General features: G+C 72.5%; 21 protein-coding genes. 9 read left to right on the top strand and 12 right to left on the bottom strand.

Annotated elements, in window-relative coordinates:
• Nucleotides 1-283 precede the first annotated feature (283 nt).
• The 3 genes from ACZ7MF_RS28345 to ACZ7MF_RS28335 form a co-directional block, all read right to left on the bottom strand.
• Nucleotides 284-943, bottom strand: a complete 660-nt coding sequence (locus tag ACZ7MF_RS28345) for a DUF5063 domain-containing protein (protein ID WP_361012002.1) — start codon at nucleotides 941-943, stop codon at nucleotides 284-286.
• On the bottom strand, nucleotides 936-1,535 hold the full coding sequence (gene recR, locus ACZ7MF_RS28340) for a recombination mediator RecR (RefSeq protein WP_471480851.1): 600 nt from the start codon (nucleotides 1,533-1,535) through the stop codon (nucleotides 936-938). Before recR ends, ACZ7MF_RS28345 begins: the two co-directional genes overlap by 8 nt.
• Before the next feature lie 98 nt (nucleotides 1,536-1,633).
• A complete protein-coding gene (locus tag ACZ7MF_RS28335) occupies nucleotides 1,634-1,981 on the bottom strand; it encodes a YbaB/EbfC family nucleoid-associated protein (protein ID WP_398328002.1) in 348 nt (115 codons plus the stop codon).
• Nucleotides 1,982-2,251: 270 nt separating this feature from the next.
• On the opposite strand from ACZ7MF_RS28335, the gene ACZ7MF_RS28330 reads away from it, so the two are divergent.
• Entirely contained in the window at nucleotides 2,252-3,016 is a 765-nt protein-coding gene (locus tag ACZ7MF_RS28330) for an SLATT domain-containing protein (RefSeq protein ID WP_356867234.1), read from the top strand.
• 24 nt (nucleotides 3,017-3,040) lie between these two features.
• Here ACZ7MF_RS28330 and ACZ7MF_RS28325 read toward each other — a convergent pair whose 3' ends face one another.
• Nucleotides 3,041-5,074, bottom strand: coding sequence for a serine/threonine-protein kinase (locus ACZ7MF_RS28325; protein ID WP_471480848.1), 2,034 nt, complete (start codon nucleotides 5,072-5,074; stop codon nucleotides 3,041-3,043).
• Between the two features lie 226 nt (nucleotides 5,075-5,300).
• Here ACZ7MF_RS28325 and ACZ7MF_RS28320 point away from each other — a divergent pair, with 226 nt between their 5' ends.
• The 3 genes from ACZ7MF_RS28320 (at nucleotide 5,301) to ACZ7MF_RS28310 (ending at nucleotide 8,251) form a co-directional block, all read left to right on the top strand.
• Nucleotides 5,301-6,656 carry an aminotransferase class III-fold pyridoxal phosphate-dependent enzyme gene (locus tag ACZ7MF_RS28320; protein ID WP_471480846.1) on the top strand — a complete coding sequence of 452 codons (1,356 nt, stop codon included), beginning with the start codon at nucleotides 5,301-5,303 and terminating at the stop codon, nucleotides 6,654-6,656.
• 126 nt (nucleotides 6,657-6,782) lie between these two features.
• Nucleotides 6,783-7,484 (top strand): GntR family transcriptional regulator, encoded by a 702-nt coding sequence (locus ACZ7MF_RS28315; protein WP_388519177.1) that lies wholly within the window; start codon nucleotides 6,783-6,785, stop codon nucleotides 7,482-7,484.
• A gap of 116 nt (nucleotides 7,485-7,600) precedes the next feature.
• Entirely contained in the window at nucleotides 7,601-8,251 is a 651-nt protein-coding gene (locus ACZ7MF_RS28310; RefSeq protein ID WP_471480843.1) for a hypothetical protein, read from the top strand.
• Nucleotides 8,252-8,269: 18 nt separating this feature from the next.
• Here the strand turns inward: ACZ7MF_RS28310 and ACZ7MF_RS28305 are convergent, their stop codons facing one another.
• The 5 genes from ACZ7MF_RS28305 to ACZ7MF_RS28285 form a co-directional block, all read right to left on the bottom strand.
• The gene (locus ACZ7MF_RS28305) at nucleotides 8,270-8,560 is read right to left on the bottom strand and encodes a hypothetical protein (protein WP_471480842.1); all 291 of its coding nucleotides are present in this window, start codon (nucleotides 8,558-8,560) and stop codon (nucleotides 8,270-8,272) included.
• A 38-nt stretch (nucleotides 8,561-8,598) separates the two neighbouring features.
• Nucleotides 8,599-9,483: a sigma-70 family RNA polymerase sigma factor gene (locus tag ACZ7MF_RS28300; protein ID WP_471480840.1), complete on the bottom strand. Its 885-nt coding sequence runs from the start codon at nucleotides 9,481-9,483 to the stop codon at nucleotides 8,599-8,601.
• An 85-nt stretch (nucleotides 9,484-9,568) separates the two neighbouring features.
• On the bottom strand, nucleotides 9,569-9,769 hold the full coding sequence (locus ACZ7MF_RS28295; protein WP_115742852.1) for a hypothetical protein: 201 nt from the start codon (nucleotides 9,767-9,769) through the stop codon (nucleotides 9,569-9,571).
• Nucleotides 9,770-9,845: 76 nt separating this feature from the next.
• The gene (locus tag ACZ7MF_RS28290; RefSeq protein ID WP_471480837.1) at nucleotides 9,846-10,337 is read right to left on the bottom strand and encodes a DUF3515 family protein; all 492 of its coding nucleotides are present in this window, start codon (nucleotides 10,335-10,337) and stop codon (nucleotides 9,846-9,848) included.
• A gap of 115 nt (nucleotides 10,338-10,452) precedes the next feature.
• Complete coding sequence (locus ACZ7MF_RS28285) at nucleotides 10,453-11,736, bottom strand: adenylosuccinate synthase (protein WP_471480835.1); 1,284 nt, start codon at nucleotides 11,734-11,736, stop codon at nucleotides 10,453-10,455.
• 185 nt (nucleotides 11,737-11,921) lie between these two features.
• Between ACZ7MF_RS28285 and ACZ7MF_RS28280 the strand changes: the two genes are divergently transcribed.
• Nucleotides 11,922-12,827 (top strand): diacylglycerol kinase family protein, encoded by a 906-nt coding sequence (locus tag ACZ7MF_RS28280; RefSeq protein ID WP_471480833.1) that lies wholly within the window; start codon nucleotides 11,922-11,924, stop codon nucleotides 12,825-12,827.
• 6 nt (nucleotides 12,828-12,833) lie between these two features.
• Here the strand turns inward: ACZ7MF_RS28280 and ACZ7MF_RS28275 are convergent, their stop codons facing one another.
• Entirely contained in the window at nucleotides 12,834-13,424 is a 591-nt protein-coding gene (locus ACZ7MF_RS28275; RefSeq protein WP_471480831.1) for a Uma2 family endonuclease, read from the bottom strand.
• A gap of 85 nt (nucleotides 13,425-13,509) precedes the next feature.
• Nucleotides 13,510-14,016, bottom strand: a complete 507-nt coding sequence (locus ACZ7MF_RS28270; RefSeq protein WP_471480829.1) for a GbsR/MarR family transcriptional regulator — start codon at nucleotides 14,014-14,016, stop codon at nucleotides 13,510-13,512.
• Between the two features lie 74 nt (nucleotides 14,017-14,090).
• On the opposite strand from ACZ7MF_RS28270, the gene ACZ7MF_RS28265 reads away from it, so the two are divergent.
• The 4 genes from ACZ7MF_RS28265 to ACZ7MF_RS28250 all read left to right on the top strand — a co-directional run bounded on the left by ACZ7MF_RS28265 (nucleotide 14,091) and on the right by ACZ7MF_RS28250 (nucleotide 17,564).
• Complete coding sequence (locus ACZ7MF_RS28265) at nucleotides 14,091-15,026, top strand: ABC transporter ATP-binding protein (RefSeq protein ID WP_471480827.1); 936 nt, start codon at nucleotides 14,091-14,093, stop codon at nucleotides 15,024-15,026.
• Nucleotides 15,023-16,642 carry an ABC transporter permease gene (locus tag ACZ7MF_RS28260; protein WP_471480826.1) on the top strand — a complete coding sequence of 540 codons (1,620 nt, stop codon included), beginning with the start codon at nucleotides 15,023-15,025 and terminating at the stop codon, nucleotides 16,640-16,642. Before ACZ7MF_RS28265 ends, ACZ7MF_RS28260 begins: the two co-directional genes overlap by 4 nt.
• A 126-nt stretch (nucleotides 16,643-16,768) precedes the next feature.
• A complete protein-coding gene (locus ACZ7MF_RS28255; RefSeq protein WP_471480823.1) occupies nucleotides 16,769-17,233 on the top strand; it encodes a cupin domain-containing protein in 465 nt (154 codons plus the stop codon).
• Nucleotides 17,234-17,288: 55 nt separating this feature from the next.
• A complete protein-coding gene (locus ACZ7MF_RS28250) occupies nucleotides 17,289-17,564 on the top strand; it encodes a hypothetical protein (RefSeq protein WP_471480822.1) in 276 nt (91 codons plus the stop codon).
• On the opposite strand, the gene ACZ7MF_RS28245 is transcribed toward ACZ7MF_RS28250, so the two are convergent.
• Nucleotides 17,547-18,776, bottom strand: a complete 1,230-nt coding sequence (locus tag ACZ7MF_RS28245) for a cytochrome P450 (RefSeq protein WP_471480820.1) — start codon at nucleotides 18,774-18,776, stop codon at nucleotides 17,547-17,549. The genes ACZ7MF_RS28250 and ACZ7MF_RS28245 overlap by 18 nt on opposite strands.
• Nucleotide 18,777: the final 1 nt, after the last annotated feature.

The raw sequence follows: 18,777 nt of genomic DNA, 5'->3' as shown, positions 1-18,777 counted from the left end.
ACTTTGCAGTCTCTTTTATCCTGCCCGCATCAGCGAGCGTGCGGCCGGCCTGCGGCGCCGGGCGTTTCGTTACGCCCTCATGCGCGCGCTATGCCGGATTTGGAGGCTTCCTCGCTCCGTTGACAAACAGCGGTAGCGGTTTATATTTTCCGGAACGTCTGGCACTGAGGTCCGTGACCGCGCTGCGTCCAGCAAGGGGGAGAAGTGACGCGCACCAGATGGTGGAGAACTACGCATGGGGTGCGGCCTCCGAGGAGACCGCACCCCACGACGACGACGGCCGCTACTTGACCGGCCGCAGGCCCAGCGGTCCCGCGATCTCCCGGACCATGACCCGGCCGGCCTCCGACTCCAGGGTCTCGTCGCCCAGCTCCTGGTCGGTGTCGAGGCCGTCCAGCTCCTCCAGGGGCTGGTTCAGGCGGACGTGGGCGACGACGGACTGGAGGGCGCGCAGGGTCGCGGACGCGGTGGAGCCCCAGTTGGAGAAGTAGGAGAACTGCCACCACCACAGGGCCTCCGTGGTGCGGCCGGCCTTGTAGTGGACCATGCCGTGGCGGAGGTCGGTGATGACGTCGGTGAGGTCGTCGGAGATACGGGCCGGGACCGGGGCCTTGCGCGGCTCGTAGGGGTCGAAGACCTCGGAGTAGACGTCGATCGGGTCGAGGATGCGGGCCAGGTTCTCCCGGATCTCGTCCACGTCGAGTTCCGGGCCGGGGTCGGGCTCGTAGCGCTCGTCCGGGACGATGTCCTCGTGGGCGCCCAGCCGACCGCCGGCCAGCATCAGCTGGGAGACCTCCAGGAGGAGGAAGGGGACGGCCGAGTCGGGCTCGTCGCCCTTCGCCACCTCGGTGACGGCCACCAGGAAGCTCTCGATCTGGTCGGCGATCTGGACCGCGAAGTCGTCCGGGTTCTGGTCGGTCGCGTGCAGCGTGGCGTCAGACATCTAGGAGTCGTCTCCCCTCGAAGGCGCGGCCGAGGGTCACCTCGTCCGCGTATTCCAGGTCGCCGCCCACCGGGAGGCCGCTGGCCAGGCGGGTGACCTTGAGGCCCATGGGCTTGATCATGCGGGCGAGGTACGTGGCCGTGGCCTCGCCCTCCAGATTCGGGTCCGTGGCCAGGATCAGTTCCGTGACCGTGCCGTCCGCCAGGCGGGCCAGCAGCTCACGGATGCGCAGGTCGTCCGGGCCGACCCCGTCGATCGGGCTGATCGCGCCGCCGAGCACGTGGTAGCGCCCGCGGAACTCGCGGGTGCGCTCGATGGCGACGACGTCCTTCGGTTCCTCCACCACGCAGATGACGGACGGGTCGCGCCGGGTGTCGCGGCAGATGTTGCACTGCTCCTCCTGCGCGATGTTCCCGCAGGTCGCGCAGAAACGGACCTTGGCCTTCACTTCCATGAGGGCCTGGGCGAGCCGCCGTACGTCGGCCGGCTCGGCCTGGAGGATGTGGAAGGCGATCCGCTGCGCGCTCTTGGGACCGACGCCGGGCAGCCGCCCGAGTTCGTCGATGAGGTCCTGGACCACGCCTTCGTACAACGGACTGCCGTCCTTCCTGAGGTTCGTGCACTACGTACGGTAGATGGCTTCGGCCGGTCCGAGAAAGGCGAACCGGGAAAGCCGGGCCCGGAGGTGACTCAGAACGGCAGGCCGGGGATGCCGCTGCCGCCACCGCCAAGACCCTGGGCGAGCGGGCCGAGCTTCTGCTGCTGGAGGTTCTGCGCGTTCTCGTTGGCCGCCTGGACGGCGGCGACGACCAGGTCGGCGAGGGTCTCGGTGTCCTCCGGGTCCACCGCCTTCGGGTCGATGACGAGGCCGCGCAGCTCGCCGGAGCCGGTGACCGTGGCCTTCACCAGGCCGCCGCCCGCCTGGCCCTCGACCTCGGTCTGGGCCAGTTCCTCCTGGGCCTTCGCCAGGTCCTGCTGCATCTTCTGGGCCTGCTGGAGCAGCTGCTGCATGTTGGGCTGGCCACCACCGGGGATCACATTCAGCTCCCATCACGTCCGGTCACTACGGTTTTGCCGTTCGGCACGAGCCTACGTGGTCCGGGCGGCCCTCGCCCCAGCACTCTTTCGAGTGACGCCCTGGGAGCCCTATACCTGATCAACGCCCTCTTCCGGGCGGAAAAGCGACGGAACCAGGCCCTTCGCCACCCATTGGGCGGTAGGAAGGGTTCCGGCGCAGGGTTCCGGCGTACGAGTCCTCACGGACGGCGAGCGGTACGGCGAGCAGTGGCGAGCAGTAGGGAGTGCCGGGTGGGTCAGCCGGAGATGCAGCCCGAGGGGCCGCCGCAGAGCGGGCGGGACGGCGAGGGCGGGGCGGCCGGGACGCGGCCGGGCGACCTGACCGGGCGGACGTTTCCCCTCGGGGACTGGGCACTGCCCGCCGAGCGGCTGGACGAGCTGTACCGGTGGGTGGAGCGGGGCGCGCTGGACACGGCGGCCTGGTATCTCGCGGACCGGGTGTGGAAGCGGCGCGGTGCCGTACTGCTGCGGGGCGGGGCCGCGGTGGGTGCGGCGGCCGGGGCGGCGCTGCCGCTGCTCGACCTGTCGGGTGCGGTGGGAGGGGTCGCGCCCTGGGGGTATCTGGCGCTGCTGTGGGCGGTGGCGTGTGTGGCGGGCGACCGGTACTTCGGGGTGACGTCCGGCTGGATGCGGGACGTGGCCACGGCGCAGGCGGTGCAGCGGCGGCTTCAGGCGCTCCAGTTCGACTGGGCGTCGGAGAGCGTGCGGGAGGTGCTGGGCCCGGCGGACGGGACGGCGAGCGAGGCGGCGGAGCGGTGCCTGCTGGTGCTGCGGCGGTTCTCGGAGGACGTGACGGAGCTGGTGCGGGCGGAGACGGCGGACTGGATGGTGTGCTTCCGCCCGGGCCCGGGGCCGCTGGGACCGCATGCCGCGGCGGCGGCCGACGGACCGCGCCCGGACGGCTCGGGCACGGGCGCCACCGGCCGGTTCCCGCTCCCCCCGCAGAACGGCACCCGTCCGAACATGCCCCGCCAACGTCCGCCGGAGCCCCGCTGACGCCGACGGCGGGGCCACGTCCCCTCACTGACGGGTGTAGAGCAGGGACTCGCCGCTGTCGTCGTTGGTGCGTTCCAGGCTGCCGTCCGGCCGCAGGGTGACGGTGCTGGGCCCGCCCGGGGTGCAACTGCTGGACGGACCGGTCCTGACCTCGGACGGACCGAGCCGCAGCGGACCGCCGGGGCTCGGCTCGGCCGTGAGGGCGGCGTCGAACACGCAGTGGTAGGTGCCGGTGCTCGTCGGCCCGTCCGCCACGAGGGTCAGCACCGTGTCGCCGACCTCGCCCTGCACGATGCTCAGGGTGCGGGGGTGGGTCCCGGAGGCGTTGTCGATGCTGGTCGACCAGTCGCCCACGTACCCGGTCGGGACCGTGCCCTCGTCGGCGGCCGGGGCGGGCGAACCGGCCGACGGCGACCGGCCCCCCGTCGCACCGGACGAGCCGGAGGCGCCCGTACCCGGGTCCTGCGGGGCGCCCGTGGACCGCGTGGGGGTGGGGTCGCCGCCCGCCCGGTCGTCGCCGTCCCCGCGCATCAGGGCGTAGACCGTGCCGCCCGCACCGAGTGCGACGACCAGGGCGACGACGATCAGCAGGGCGGTGGAGCGGGCGCTCCGGACGGGCTCGTGCGGGGGTCCGTACGGGGGCGGGGGCCCCTGGGGCGGGGTCGGGCCGAGGCCGCCCGCGCCGCCGTACGGGTGCTGGTGTCCGGGCTGCGACGCGTGCCAGGCCGGGGCGTACCCGGGGGCGGGCGGCTGGGGGTGGCCGTGGGCGTCGGGCGGGGGCGTCTGGTGCTCGCCCGCGACCAGGGTGGGGAGGTGGTTCAGCGGAGCGCCGCCGCTGCCCGGCTCACGCGGAGGAGGCGGACCGCCCGACGCCGGGTCGCCCCCCTGGGCACCCTCGCCGCCGGGCCCGGCACCGGCAGACCCCACACCGCCGGGTCCACCGCCACCCGGCCACGGGCCACCGTCGTCGCCTACGCCGCCGGGCCCCACGCCACCGGGCCCCGCACCGCCGGGTCCAGCACCGCCAGGCCCCACGCCGCCGGCCGCCGCGTCGTCGTCGGGCAGCGGGCCGTCGGAGGGCGCCGTGGCCGGTCCGGGTGTGCGTGAAAGGGCCGGGCCTCCGGGCTGGGCCGGGTGTTCGGGGTTTTCGGTGTCCAGGAGCTGTACCGCGTGGCGGCCGAGCTGGGCCACCAGCGCGCTGGGCAGCCACGGGTCGCGGGAGCGGCCGCCGGTGACCGTGTCCTGCGCGCCCGTGCGCTCCAGGACGTCGGCGAGGGACGGCCGCGCCGCGGGGTCCTTCCGCAGGCAGTCGCGCACGAGGTCCGCGATGCCCTCGGGCACGCCCGTCAGGTCGGGCTCCTCCTGCGCGATGCGGAACATCAGGGCGTGCGCACCGCTGTTCGCGGCGCCGAAGGGCAGCTTGCCGGTGGCGGCGTAGGCGAGGACCGAGCCGAGGCAGAAGACGTCGCACGCGGGCGTGATCCGGTCTCCGCGCACCTGCTCGGGCGCCATGAAGCCGGGGGAGCCGACCAGCGCGCCGGTGCGGGTGACGCCGCCGTCGGTCACCGTCTCCAGGGCGCGCGCGATGCCGAAGTCGATGACGCGGGGGCCGTCGATGGTGACCAGCACGTTGGACGGCTTGAGGTCGCGGTGGACGATCCCGGCGGCGTGGATGTCCTGGAGCGCGTGCGCCAGACCGGCGCCCAGCGTGCGCACCGAGCGTTCCGGCAGCGCGCCGTGGTCGTGTCCGACGACCTGCTGGAGGCTGGGCCCCGCGACGTACCCGGTGGCGACCCACGGCACGGCGGCCTCGGTGTCGGCGTCCAGGACGGGCGCCGTCCAGTACCCGCCGACCCGGCGCGCGGACTCGACCTCCTGCCGGAACCGCTCGCGGAACTCCTCCGTCGCGGCCAGTTCCTCGCGCACCAGCTTCACGGCGACCGTGCGCCCCCGGTCCGAGCGGGCCAGGTAGACGTGGCCCATGCCGCCCGTGCCCAGCCGGCCCAAGAGCCGGTAGACCCCGATGTGCTGCGGGTCCCCGTCCCCCAGTCTCCGCATGCCGCGCCGCCTTCCCCCCGAACATGAACAACAGGGCGAGGATAGTGCGGGCCGGCCCCGCGGTGAGTCGCCGCTTGTCCACGGTTCCGTAACGGAGGGGGCTCCGCGCGCCCGCGACGCGTCGGCACCGCATCGGCGACGCGTCGACAACCTGTCGTGGAAAGCCCCCGACCGCAGACAGGACGCCGATTCCGTTTCCGCATCGCGGACATCTACCCTCGGCCGCATGACCCCTCAGCCCTCCCCCCAGGCCGGCGCCGCCGTGCAGGCCGCGGACCGCGCGCACGTCTTCCACTCCTGGTCAGCGCAAGAGCTGATCGACCCGCTCGCCGTCGCCGGCGCCGAGGGGTCGTACTTCTGGGACTACGAAGGCAAGCGCTACCTCGACTTCTCCAGCGGACTCGTCTACACCAACATCGGCTACCAGCACCCCAAGGTCGTCGCCGCGATCCAGGAGCAGGCGGCGCGGATGACGACGTTCGCGCCCGCGTTCGCCGTCGAGGCGCGCTCGGAGGCGGCCCGGCTGATCGCCGAGCGGACGCCGGGCGACCTGGACAAGATCTTCTTCACCAACGGCGGCGCCGACGCGGTCGAGCACGCCCTGCGCATGGCCCGGCTGCACACCGGCCGCCCCAAGGTGCTCTCCGCCTACCGCTCGTACCACGGCGGCACCCAGCAGGCGGTCAACGTCACCGGTGACCCGCGCCGCTGGGCCTCCGACAGCGGCACGGCCGGGGTCGTGCACTTCTGGGCGCCGTTCCTGTACCGCTCGCGCTTCTACGCCGAGACCGAGGAGCAGGAGTGCGCGCGGGCGCTGGAGCACCTGGAGACGACGATCGCCTTCGAGGGCCCGGGGACCGTCGCCGCGATCGTCCTGGAGACGATCCCGGGCACCGCGGGGATCATGATGCCGCCGGCCGGCTACCTGGCCGGGGTGCGCGAGATCTGCGACAAGTACGGCATCGTGTTCGTGCTCGACGAGGTCATGGCCGGATTCGGCCGCACCGGTACGTGGTTCGCCGCCGATCTGTACGACGTCGTGCCCGACCTGATGACCTTCGCCAAGGGCGTGAACTCGGGCTACGTGCCCCTGGGCGGCGTCGCGATCTCCGCCGAGATCGCCGCGACCTTCGCCGAGCGGCCCTACCCCGGCGGACTGACCTACTCCGGGCACCCGCTGGCCTGCGCCGCCGCCGTCGCCACGATCAACGTGATGGCGGAGGAGGGCGTCGTCGAGCACGCGGCACGGCTCGGCGGTGAGGTCGTCGAGCCGGCGCTGCGGGAGCTGGCCGAGCGCCACCCGAGCGTGGGCGAGGTGCGCGGGACCGGCATGTTCTGGGCGCTGGAGCTGGTGCGGAACCGGGAGACCCGGGAGCCGCTGGTGCCCTACAACGCGAGCGGGCAGGCGGCCGCGCCCATGTCCGCGTTCGCCGCCTCCGCCAAGGCGCACGGCCTGTGGCCGTTCGTGAACATGAACCGGACCCACGTGGTCCCGCCGTGCAACGTCTCCGAGGCGGAGCTGAAGGAGGGCCTGGCGGCCCTGGACACGGCACTGTCCGTGGCGGACGAGTACACGGAGTAGGCGGAACGGGGCGAGGGAACCGAGCGCGTAGGGTGGCGTGCTCGTACGCGGTAGACATGTGTACGAGCACGCCCCCGGGCGGCGCCCCCGGGCGACGCCCCGAACGCGACGAGGAGACGCCCGCCCATGCCCGGTCCCAGCGGTACCGGTGCCGTCACGCGCAGCACCCTGCGGCAGCAGATCGCCGACGCGCTCCGTGACGAGGTGCTGGCCGGGCGGCTCCAGCCGGGGCAGGAGTTCACGGTCAAGGAGATCGCCGAGCAGTACGGCGTGTCCGCGACGCCGGTGCGCGAGGCGCTGGTCGACCTGTCCGCGCAGGGGCTCCTCGACGCCGACCACCACCGCGGCTTCCGCGTCCACGAGTACTCGGTCGACGACTTCCGCGGCATGATCGAGGCCCGCAGTCTGGTGACCGACGGCATGTTCCTCTCCCTGGCCGCCGACCTGCCGGGCGGACCCGACCCGGCCGACCCGCGCATCGCCGCCGCCCTCGCCGGGGTCCGCCGGCGCGGCGAGGAGGCCCAGCGCGCCGCCGCGGCCGGGGACCTGACCGTCCTGATCGGCTACGACCTGCGCTACTGGCGCGAACTGGCCACCCTCTTCGGCAACCCCTACCTCTGCGACTTCCTGCACCGGCTGCGGGTGCAGAGCTGGGTGTGCACCGTGCAGCACCTGCGCCGGCTCAGCGAACTGCGCGGCGCCCTGTGGTGCGGGCACACCGAACTGGTCGACGCCCTGGCGCGGCGGGACATCCCGGGCGCCCGTTCGCTCGTCGACGCGTACAACAGCCACTCGCTCGCCCTGATCGAAGGGCTCGCCGGCGAATGACCAACGCCGGACGTGTCGTGGCCCGGCCCCAGATGGGTATGGGATCTGCACGCAACGCGCACCGGCGCACACCGACTACGCTGCCCTGACCACCATGCTGTGTGAGGAGCCCTCTTTTGGCCTGTGACCTGTGGCTGGTACCGCTCGTCGACGTCTTGTGCCACACGCCGGACAACCCGTTCGCCGAGGAACTCGCGCAATACGACAAGGTGCTGGCCGAGGCCGGGCTGCCGCCGGTACCGGTGTACCAGTACATGCCGGGGCTCTCCGGCGAGGTCGCGCCGGTGGCCGGCTTCGACTACGACGCGCTGCACTTCCTGCGCCGCGCACACCTCCTCCAGGTGTGCGGCCTCCCGGTGACCCCGGTGGACGAACTCGGCGGCGACTACGAGCAGTTGCTGGAGATGTTCGAGTCGACGGCCCAGCAGTCCCATCTGGTCTGGCACTACGACCACGCGGGCGCCTACGTGCCGGTCGACTTCCCGCACCCGCTCTCCAGTGACGAACTCCTGGCGGGCGGCGGCCCCTTGGGCTCCTCGCACACCCTGCTGCGGGAACTGGAGGCCGTCGCCCCGGCCCTCGGCATCGACCCGGCCAACCCCCCGGCCCCGCCGCAGCCGCCGCTCGCCCCGACGGAGCTGGAGGAGCCCGCAGTGCCCGCGCCGCCCGACTCCAGCCCGTTCGCCCGGGAGCGCCATGTGTGGCTGGGCCTGCACGCGGCGGCGACGCGGAGCCTGGCGCAGGGGTCGATGATCGTCTTCAGCTGATCCGTTCTTCCGCGCCGGTCAGCCGAGCTGGGACAGGCCCTTGCGCAGATCGTCCGCGTTCATGATCGGGGAGACCTCGACCTCGGCGTTCAGCTCGGTGAAGAACGGCTCACCGGTGGGCGGCAGTTCCGAGCTGTCCTGCATGTCGAAGACCATCAGGGCGGTCCGCCGGCCGCCGAGCGGGCCGAAGTAGGCGGCCTCCGGCTTGATGTGGTCGAGGGTGCGGTTGATCAGCTCGGGCAGCTTCCCGCTGCGGATCGCCTCGTTCGCCTTGTCCGTGTCCAGCGTCGCCTTGAGCAGTACGCGCATCGCACTCACCTTCTTCTGCCGATGCGACGTGTACGGCTTCAGCTTATGCCCGTGATGTCCAGTTCGTTCAGGCGAGCCGGTTCCGCGATCACGTCGATGCCGGTGATGCGGCCGTCGGCGGCGAAGTCGAAGCGGAGCACGACGCGCAGCCTGCCGTTCTCGGCCATCGCCATGCCCACCCGGCCGTCGACGAGGACGACGGCGGCGGCCTGTGCCCGGCCCGTCGAGGCCATCGCTCCCCCGGCCACCCGCTCCACACCGCTGATGGTGACGGGCGCGGGCGTCGGGACGACCGCCGCGTCGGCGCGCAGCACGACGTCCGGGTGGAGCAGGGCCACCAGCGCGTCGAAGTCGCCGCCGCGGGTGGCCGCCAGGTAGGCGTCGACCGCGCGGCGCCTGCGCGGCAGGTCGGCGTCGGGTGCCGGGACGCCCCGGACCCGACGACGGGCACGGGCGGCCAGCTGGCGGGTGGCGGCGGGGGTCTTGCCGAGCATCGCGGCGATGTCGCCGAAGGGCACGTCGAACATGTCGTGCAGGACGAACGCGAGCCGCTCGGCGGGACCGAGGGTGTCCAGGACGATCAGCAGCGCGATCCCGACCTCGTCGGCGAGCTGCACCTCCTCGGCCGGATCCGCGGCGGTGCCGGTGCCGGCCGGCTGCCTGCGGGCCCCGTCGTCCAGCGGTTCCTCGCGCCGGGTGTCGCGGGCCCGGAGCAGGTTGAGGCAGACCCGGGCCACGACCGTGGTGAGCCAGCCCGAGGGATTGTCCACCCCGGAGGTGTCCGCCCGGTCGGCCCGCAGCCACGCCTCCTGGAGGGCGTCGTCCGCCTCGCTGAGCGAACCGAGGATCCGGTACGCGACCGCCCGCAGCCGGGGCCGGTCCAGCTCGAACCGCCGGGCCATGTCGTCGGGTCGTGCGGGCACCGTACGGCTTCCTTCCGCCTCCGGACGCCCTCGGGGGCGCGTCGCCCCAGTGAACCATCCCGGCGTGCCCGGGCCCGCGGCGGTCTCAGCGCACCAGGACGATGCCCGGCGGCCACAGCACCCCGGTGGCCAGCAGCAGCGACGGTCCCAGGTGGACGGGGCACACCCGCAGCGGCTCCCTCAGGTGCCGGGCGACCTCGAAGCGGACCGGGTCTCCGCAGTCCTCGGGGCCGTTCTCGCCGCCGTACGGGCCCTGGCAGGAAGCGGCGCTGTAGCGGTCGGTCATGCCCCCGATCCGACACCACCGGGCACGCCGACGCCCGGCGAGGAGGGCCGAACGAAGGGCTGCGGGGGACGAACGGCTACAGGACGGTGGCGGCGTCGTCGAGGCCGATGCACTTGCGCTCCTGCGGGATCCACTTCACGGCGGGGTCCAGCGCGGCGAGGATGCCCCCCACCTCCTCGCGCGGACCGGAGTACGTGAACTCCACGGCCGGTGAGCGGCCGTACGTCCGCAGGACGCTCACGCCGTCGCGCTTGAGCCGTGCCTCGTCCAGGACCCAGTCGACGCCGTCCGCGGTGACGCAGAGGTTGACGTTGGGCTGGAGCTCCTCGGCGCCGCAGCGGAACACGGCCTTCTGGCCGCCCCAGGACGCGACCCCGTCGCCCAGGGCCCAGTCGCGCGAGGCGCCGGGTATGTCGTCGGGGAGCCGGGAGATCACCTTGTCGCACTTGGCGTCGTCGGCGTGCGGCGCGGCGGCGACCCGGTGGCCGTCGACGTAGAAGGCCCCGCCGGTCACGACGACGACCGCCGCGGTCAGCCAGATCCACGTCCGGGTGGTGGGCTTCCGCATGTCCGCTCGCTCCGCGCTGTCCGTCACTGCTGGTTCCGGGCCAGCGTATCCGCCGCCCGGAGGCCGACGGCCGGGGCCCCGAGCGGGGTCCCGGCCGTCGGTGTGCGTCCGGTTCCTACAGGAACGAGTTGATCTCGATCGTCTCGTCCCGGCCCGGGCCGACGCCGATCGCGGAGATCGGGGCGCCGGACATCTCCTCCAGAGCCCTGACGTACGCCTGGGCGTTCTTCGGCAGGTCGGAGAAGGACTTCGCCTTGGTGATGTCCTCGCTCCAGCCGGGCAGCGTCTCGTAGACCGGCTTCGCGTGGTGGAAGTCGGTCTGCGAGTACGGCAGCTCCTCGACGCGCTTGCCGTCGATCTCGTAGGCCACGCAGACCGGGATCTGCTCCCAGCCGGTGAGGACGTCGAGCTTGGTGAGGAAGAAGTCGGTGAGGCCGTTGACGCGGGTGGCGTAGCGGGCGATCACCGCGTCGAACCAGCCGCAGCGCCGATCGCGGCCGGTGGTGACACCGCGCTCGCCGCCGATGCGGCGCAGGGCCTCGCCGTCCTCGTCGAACAGCTCGGTCGGGAACGGTCCGGCGCCGACGCGGGTCGTGTACGCCTTGAGGATGCCGATGACCCGGCTGATCTTCGTCGGGCCCACGCCGGCGCCGGTGCAGGCGCCGCCCGCGGTCGGGTTCGACGAGGTGACGAAGGGGTAGGTGCCGTGGTCGATGTCCAGGAGCGTGCCCTGGCCGCCCTCGAAGAGGACCACCTTGTCGTCGTCGAGGGCCTGGTTGAGGACCAGGACGGTGTCGGCGACGTAGGGGGCGAGCTTGTCCGCGTAGCCCAGCAGCTCCTCGACGACCTGGCCGGTGGCGATGGCGCGGCGGTTGTAGAGCTTGGTGAGCATCTGGTTCTTGACGTCGAGCGCCGCCTCGACCTTCTGGGTGAGGATCGACTCGTCGTAGAGGTCCTGGACCCGGATGCCCACGCGGTTGATCTTGTCGGCGTAGGTCGGGCCGATGCCGCGCCCGGTGGTGCCGATCTTGCGCTTGCCGAGGAAGCGTTCCGTCACCTTGTCGACGGTGACGTTGTACGGCGTGATGATGTGAGCGTTGCCGCTGATCAGGAGCTTGGACGTGTCGACGCCGCGCTCGTTCAGCCCGCTCAGCTCGGAGAACAGGACCGACGGGTCGACGACGACGCCGTTTCCGATGACCGGCGTGCAGCCGGGGGAGAGAATCCCGGAAGGGAGCAGGTGAAGAGCGTACTTCTGGTCGCCCACGACTACCGTGTGGCCGGCGTTGTTGCCGCCCTGGTAGCGCACCACATAGTCGACGGAGCCACCGAGCAGGTCCGTCGCCTTTCCCTTGCCTTCGTCACCCCACTGAGCACCGAGCAGCACAAGTGCGGGCACGCGCGTACACCCCTTCCGGGCGGGGCATGTCCATGGTCGAGGGCGTATGCGACGGGTTTCCGCCACGTACACCGCGACCGTCGTTGGCCGCCAACCGTCGGACCGGGTGCCCCGGAATAGACGAAGCCCCTGGCGCAACAGCGCAAGGGGCTCTTGCACAAAGATGCTACCCGAGGAAGCGAGGCATGGCCGAGGTGGCGACTTCCACGAGCTCTTCCGCGAACTCTTCCGCGAGGTCCGATCAGCTTCTGGTGGTCGTCGATCCGGTCGCCCGACGGCTGGACGGAGAGTCCGTCCGGATCGCGAAAGACGTGCTCAGCGCGGGCGCGGCGCACACGAAGGTGTGTCTGCCGGACGACCCGGAGGAGTTCGCGCGGGCGCTCGGGCGGCGGGGTTCGCGGCGCCCGGTGGTGATCGGTGACGACAGCGCACTGCTGCGGGCCGTGGCCCTGCTGCACCGGCGGCGGGAGCTGGCGGGCTGCGTGCTGTCCGTGGTTCCGGTGGGGTCGGCGCTCGGCCTCGCCCGGTCCCTGGGCCTGCCGACGGGGGCGGTGGCGGCGGCGCGGGCGGTGCTCGACGGCGCGGAGCGGCGCCTGGACCTGCTCGTCGACGACAGCGACGGGGTGGTGCTGGGGACGGTGGGGATTCCGCCCGCCCCCGTGCCGGTACCGGTGCGGGAGGAGGCGGGCTCCGGTCCGGAGGGGGCGGCGTCGGTCCGTCCCTGGCTGCGGACCTGCCAGTCGCTGGTACGGACGCTGGCCTCCTCGCGTACGGCCCGGACCGCCGTGGCGCCGGGTACGCCCGGCCCGGCCCGGCTGCGGGTGGAGGTCGACGGGGTGACGCTGGTGGACCTGGACCAGCCGGTCGAGGGGGTGTCGGTGACGCCGGGCGCGTCGGGCGTGGCCGTGGTGGAGGTGCGGCCCCTGTCGGTGGGCGCGCAGGCGTCGCCGCTGACGGCGAGCGGACGGACGGTGACCGTGTCGGGGGCGCACTTCCGCTACCGGGCCGACGCGGTGGTGTGCGGGCCGGTGGGAACGCGGACGTGGGTGGCGCGCGAGGGGGCGTGGGGGCTGACGCTGCCGGCGGGGTAGGGCCGGTCAGGGCGCCTTGAAACCGGCGGTGTCCAGCAGGCAGTCGAACGGGGCGGGGATCGGGAGCTTCTCGCCGAAGGGCCTGGTGGTGCGCGACTCGTATCCCTTGGCGGACGGCGTCCACAGGACTGTGGCCTGCTCCTCCTGCATGTCGAGGAGCAGGTAGACGGGGACGCCGGCGCGGCCGTAGACCTCCACCTTCTCGGTCAGGTCGTTGTTCCGGGTGGCCGGAGAAGTCAGCTCGGCGACGAAGGACAGGGCCTCCCCGTCCAGGTGGTGGCTCTCCGTCTCGAAGACTCGCTCGTGTGCCACGTGGATGTCCGGCCCGTAGGCGCACCCGTCTCCCGGGAAGACGTAGAGGAACGGCCCTCGTTCGATCACGTGAGATTCGGGCAGATGTGCCTCCAGTTGTGCGCACACCAGGCGCATCACTCGGAGGTAGTAGCCCTTCGACCACGGCGACACAACGATGCTCCCCCTCGTGATCTCGGCCCTGTAGCCGTCGGGTACAGCCAGTTCGTCGAGGGCTACCAGCAGTTCCTCGAAGCCCTGGTATTCAGTGCCGCTCATCGTCGGTCGCTCCGCCATGACAGTCATGATGCGCCCTCCCCGTAATGCGGACCAGTGACGACTCAGCGTGGTGGATTGCTCACGCTGCCGTGACCCGCTTTTGCGATCACCGTCACCCCCGCCCGAACCGCTCCTCCCGGTGCACCCGCCAGCGCTCCATCATCGCCACGATCTCCCCGTCGACGAACTCGAAGAAGGCGAGGGTCTCCGCCATGCGGCGGCCCGCCGGGGTGTCGGCGCCGAGGCTGGCGACGCCCTCGCTCAGCGCGTTCTCCCAGCGCTTGAGGACGGCCTCGCGGTTGGTGAGCGCCTCGTACCACTGGTTGCTGTGCACCCGGTAGCGCTCCCGACGCGAGCCGGGTTCGCGCTCGCGCGAGACCATGTGCTGCTGCGAGAGGTAGCGCACGGCGCCGGAGACGGCGGCGGGGCTGACCCGGAGGCTCTCACCCAGCTCCGCCGAGGTCAGCGTGCCCGAGTCGGAGGCCAGTAGCGCGGCGAAGACCCGGGCCGGCATGCGCTGCATCCCGGCCTCGACGAGCTGCGCCGCGAAGCCCTCGACGAACTTCGACACCGCCTCGGGGTCACGCCCCGCTTCCGCCTGATCCGCTGGTTGCCTCATCCCACGATCATCCCTCACCGTCTTGACGGTTTCTTAACTTCACAAGTTTCTGAAAGAAGCGTACGTTCCGAATCATGACGAAGGCAATCAGCGTCTCCGGACTGCACAAGTCGTTCGGACGCACGCATGCTCTGGACGGGCTCGACCTGGAGGTCGAGACCGGCGAGGTCCACGGCTTCCTCGGGCCCAACGGAGCCGGCAAGTCCACCACCATCCGCGTCCTGCTCGGCCTGCTGCGCGCCGACGCCGGCGCCGCGCAGGTGCTCGGCCGCGACCCGTGGGCGGACGCGGTCGAGGCGCACCGGCGGATCGCGTACGTCCCCGGTGACGTGACGCTGTGGCGCAACCTCTCCGGCGGCGAGGTCATCGACCTCTACGGCAGGCTGCGCGGCGGACTCGACACCCGGCGGCGCGCGGAGCTGGTCGAGCGGTTCGAACTCGACCCGACCAAGAAGGGCCGCACGTACTCCAAGGGCAACCGCCAGAAGGTGGCCCTGGTGGCCGCCTTCGCCTCGGACGTCGACCTGCTGATCCTCGACGAACCCACCTCCGGACTCGACCCGCTGATGGAGGAGGTCTTCCAGCGCTGCGTGGAGGAGGAGCGCGAACGCGGCCGGACGGTGCTGCTCTCCTCCCACATCCTCAGCGAGGTCGAGGAGCTGTGCGACCGGGTCAGCATCATCCGCAAGGGACGGACCGTCGAGAGCGGCTCGCTCGCCGACCTGCGCCACCTGACCCGGACCAGCGTCGCCGCCGAACTCGCGGGCACCCCGAACGGCCTCACCCGGCTGCCCGGCGTGCACGACCTCGACGTCCAGGGCCACCGGGTCCGGCTCCAGGTCGACACGGACAAGCTGGACGCCGTCCTCAGGTCGCTGAGCGAGACCGGCGTGCGGTCGCTGACGTCGACACCACCGACGCTGGAGGAGCTGTTCCTGCGGCACTACCAGGCCGAAGACGCCGGGGACGCCGAGGACGCGGAGTCCGGAGCGGAGGTGACGGCGCGATGACCGCCACCGCCGAAACCGCCGCCACCGCCTTCGCGGCCCGGCCCGGGGGCTCGCGCCAACTGGCCGGCACCGGCACGCTGCTGCGCTTCGCCCTGCGCCGCGACCGCGTACTGATCCCGGTCTGGGTCGCGGTGAACGCGCTCATGGTGCTGTCCATGCCGGGCACCATCAAGGGCCTGTACGGCACCGCCGCCGAACGCGCCGACCTGATGCGGCAGATGGAGACCAACTCCTCGCTGCGCGCCCTGGTCGGCCCCGTCTTCGACGACGGTCTCGGTGCGCTCACCGCCTGGCGGGTCGGCCTGTACGCCGGTGCGCTCGCCGCCGTGATGAGCCTGCTGATCGTCGTACGGCACACCCGGGACGAGGAGGAGAGCGGACGGCAGGAGGTCGTCGCCTCCGGAATGGTCGGCCGCCGGGCCCCGCTCACGGCGGCGCTGCTGGCGGCGGCGGTCGCCAACGCCGTACTGGCCCTGCTGATCGCCGTCGGACTGGCCGGGCAGGGGGCAGCCGGTGCACTGGCCCTCGCACTCGGGGTCGCGGGCGTCGGGATGCTCTTCGCGACCACGGCGGCGATCGTCGCCCAGCTCACCGAGAGCGCCCGGCTGGCCCGGGGCCTGACGGCGGCGGTGCTGGGCGCGGCCTTCGTCCTGCGGGCGGCGGGCGACTCGGCGACGGACGACGGCTCGTCGGTCCTGACCTGGGTGTCGCCGCTCGGCTGGCTGGAGAACGTGCGAGCCTTCGCCGACGAGCGGTGGTGGGTGCTGCTGCTGATCGCGGGCGCGACGGTGGCGCAGGGAGCCGTGGCCTACGCTCTCGCCGGACGCCGGGACCTCGGCATGAGCTTCCTGCCGACCCGGCCGGGACCGGCCGCCGGGCGCCTGCGTACGGCCGGAGCGCTGGCCTGGCGCCTGCAACGGGGCAGCGTCCTCGGCTGGAGCATCGGCTTCTTCCTCGCCGGGGTCGTCTACGGCGGGATGACGGAGGGCGCGGCCGATCTGGTCGGGGACAACGAACAGGCCCGCGAGATCATCGAGCGGATGGGCGGACAGGCCGGGCTGACCGACGCGTTCGTGTCGGCGATGGTCGGCATGCTCGGGCTGATCGCCGCGCTCTACGTCGTGGCGTCGGTGCTGCGGCTCAGCGGCGAGGAGACGTCCGGGCGCGCGGAACCGGTGCTGGCGGGCGCGGTGGGCCGGCTGCGGTGGGCCGCGGGCCACCTGGTGATCGCCTTCGGCGGCGCGGCGCTCATCATGCTGCTCGCCGGGCTCGGCTTCGCCGCCGGGTACGGGCAGGACTTCGGGGCGATCCTGGGCGCGTGCCTGGTGCAGTTGCCCGCGGTGTGGGTGATCGGCGGGGCGGCGGTGCTGCTGCACGGTCTGCTGCCCCGGGCCGCCGTGGCCGCGTGGGCCGTCGCGGGCGCGGTGCTGCTGCTCGGGTGGGTCGGACCGGCCCTGGACGTGCCGCAGACCGTCCTGGACGTGTCCCCGTTCGGCCACCTGCCGAAGCTGCCGGGCGGGGAGATGAGCTGGCCGCCGGTGCTGGTACTGCTCCTGATCGCCGGGGCGCTGGTGGGGGCGGGGCTGGTCGGGCTGCGGCGGCGGGACCTGACGTGACGTACGCCGGGGGGCGGCCCGGCGTCGAGATCCGGACAGATCGCGGCGGACCGCGGCGGACCCTTGCGCGGAGGCGGAGCAACGGAAATAGTTGAACGCTAAACCACAACGAAGGGGAGCACCCACATGAGCGTCGCGTTCGTGCGCAACCCCGGCGACGGCACCCACTACCACTACTACGACAGCGTCCAGGAACAGGTCGTGTCGACCACCGAGACCCAGGGAGTGGTCAGCGTCGCGCGGGTGACCGCGCGCCGGTCGGACGCACCGCCCCTGCACGTCCACAGCCGTGAGGACGAAAGCTGGGTGGTGCTGTCCGGCCGCGTCCGCTTCTGGATCGGCTCGTCCTCGCTCGACGCGTGCGACGTCCACGACGCCGGGCCGGGCGCCTACGTCTTCGGTCCCCGGTCGGTGCCCCACACGTTCCAGCCGCTCACCGCGACGGCGGAGTTCCTGGTCATCAACAACCCCGGGGCGATCGAGGGCTACTTCCGCTCGGTCGGCGACGCCGACGCGCGTCACGACGCGGACCACGTCGACGCGCTCGCCGAGTACGGGGTGGCCCTCCTCGACGCCCCGCCCCAGGCGTAGGGCGACCCATGCCCCGCGGTGAAACCGGCGCGGGGGCGACGGCGTCCTCGTGGGCATGAAGCGAGATGCGGTGACGGGTGGCGGGTGCCTGGTGTCGGCGGCGGGTGTCGTGGGCGCCGTGTGGCTGTGGGGCGCCTCGGACCGCACGCAGCGGCACCTCGGCAACGAGTTCGAGAACAACGGGCAGGACTTCGGTGCCGTTCTCACCGAGCTGCCGTTCGTCTTCCTCGCCGGGGCCGTCGTGCCCGCCGTGGTGTGGGGGCTCGGGGCCTGGCTGCTGGGACGGCGCCGGCGCTCGGAGTCTTCGAGGGCTTCAGAGTTCCACGCGTAGCTCCTTCAGCCCGCGCATCACGAAGTTCGGCCTGCGTTCCGGTTCCGCCGCCAGGCGCAGCTCCGGGGCCCGCTCCAGCAGGGACGTCATGGACGCCGCCAGCTCGATGCGGGCCAACGGGGCGCCGATGCAGTAGTGGATGCCGGCGCTGAAGGAGATGTGCGGGTTGTCCCGGCGGGTGAGGTCGAGGCGTTCCGGGTCGGTGAAGACCGCCGGGTCGTGGTTGGCCGAGCCGAACAGCAGCGCCACCTCCGCGCCGCGCGGGAGGGTCGTCCCGTCGATCTCGATCTCGTCCAGGACCCAGCGTTCGAAGAGCTGGAGCGGGGTGTCGTAGCGCATCAGCTCCTCCACGGCGGACGGGACGAGGGAGCGGTCGGCACGCAGGGCGGCCAGCTGGTCGGGGTGGTGGAAGAGCGCCATCCAACCGTTGGTCGTCGCGTTCACCGTGGCCTCGTGACCGGCGTTCAGGAGCAGGACGCAGGTCGAGATCATCTCCTGTTCGGTGAGGCGGTCGTCGTCCTCGTCGTGGGCCGCGATCAGACCGGAGATCAGGTCGTCGCCGGGGTCCTTGCGGCGGGCCGCGATCAGTGTGCGCAGGTACTCCGAGAAGTCGAGGGACGCCCGGACCGCCTTCGCCGCCGTCTCCTCGGACGGGTTCAGCTCGTACATCCCGCAGATGTCCGCCGACCAGGGGCGCAGCGGGGCCCGGTCGGACTCCGGGATGCCCAGCATCTCGGCGATCACGGCGACCGGCAGCGGCTCGGCCACGTCGGTGAGCAGATCGCCGCCGCCCGCCGCGACCAGCCGGGCCACCAGGTCGTCCGCCAGCCCGTGCACGTACGGCTTCAGCCGCTCCACCGTGCGCGGCGTGAACGCCTTCGACACCAGGCGCCGGATCCGGGTGTGGTCCGGCGGCTCCAGGTCGAGCATGCCGTGGTCGTTGAGCGTGTGGAAGGGCTCCTGCTCCGGCGGGGGCGGGGTGCGGCCGAAGTCCTCGTGGCTGAAACGGTGCTGGTAGGTCCGGCCGAGCCGGCGGTCGCGCAGCAGCGCGGACACGTCGGCGTGGTGCGGCACCAGCCACTGGTCGCTCGGCTCGTAGTAGAGCACCCGCCCTTGTGCCCGCAGCTCGGCGAAGGCGGGATACGGGTCGGCGACGAACGCGGGGTCCCACGGGTCGAACGACAGGGCGGATTCATCGGATGCAGCCGTCATG

The organism is Streptomyces sp. NPDC111628 (genome assembly GCF_055635195.1).
Note: the sequence above shows the minus strand (reverse complement) of the source record. Positions and strands in the feature narration are given on the sequence as shown.